This is a genomic window from Polaromonas sp. P1_G2, assembly GCF_056405515.1.
This window is the reverse complement of the sequence record NZ_JBFUBY010001125.1, coordinates 1-455: the sequence shown is the minus strand read 5'-3', so window position 1 is coordinate 455 and position 455 is coordinate 1. Positions and strand designations below refer to the sequence as shown.

The 455-nt window shown below is 60.7% G+C and carries 1 protein-coding gene; it reads left to right on the top strand.

Going from position 1 to position 455, the window contains the following annotated elements; all coding sequences use genetic code 11:
* Nucleotides 1–455 (top strand): aldo/keto reductase (locus AC1D0P_RS29375; protein WP_477679956.1); only part of this gene is annotated, 455 nt, incomplete at both ends.

Below are 455 nucleotides of genomic sequence, written 5' to 3'. Positions count from 1 at the left end.
CTCTATGTCGGCATCTCCTCTTATAATTCGCAGCGCACCCGCGAGGCAGCCAAGATCCTCAAGGAAATGGGCACGCCGCTGCTGATCCATCAGCCGAGCTATTCGATGCTCAACCGCTGGGTCGAGGATGACAAGCTGCTCGACACGCTCGATGATGTCGGCGCCGGCTCGATAGTGTTCTCGCCTTTGGCGCAGGGCATGCTGACGACGAAATATCTCAGCGGCATTCCGGAAGACAGCCGTGCTGCGCTGAACCACTTCCTCAAGCGCGAATTCATCCGCCCTGAGATCATCGACAATATCAAGAAGCTCAACGACATTGCCGGCCGGCGTAGCCAGACCTTGGCGCAGATGGCAATCGCCTGGGTGCTGCGCGGCGGCCGCGTCACCTCGGCGCTGATCGGCGCCAGCCGCGCGTCGCAGATCGTCGATTGCGTCGCAGCGCTTGACAATAC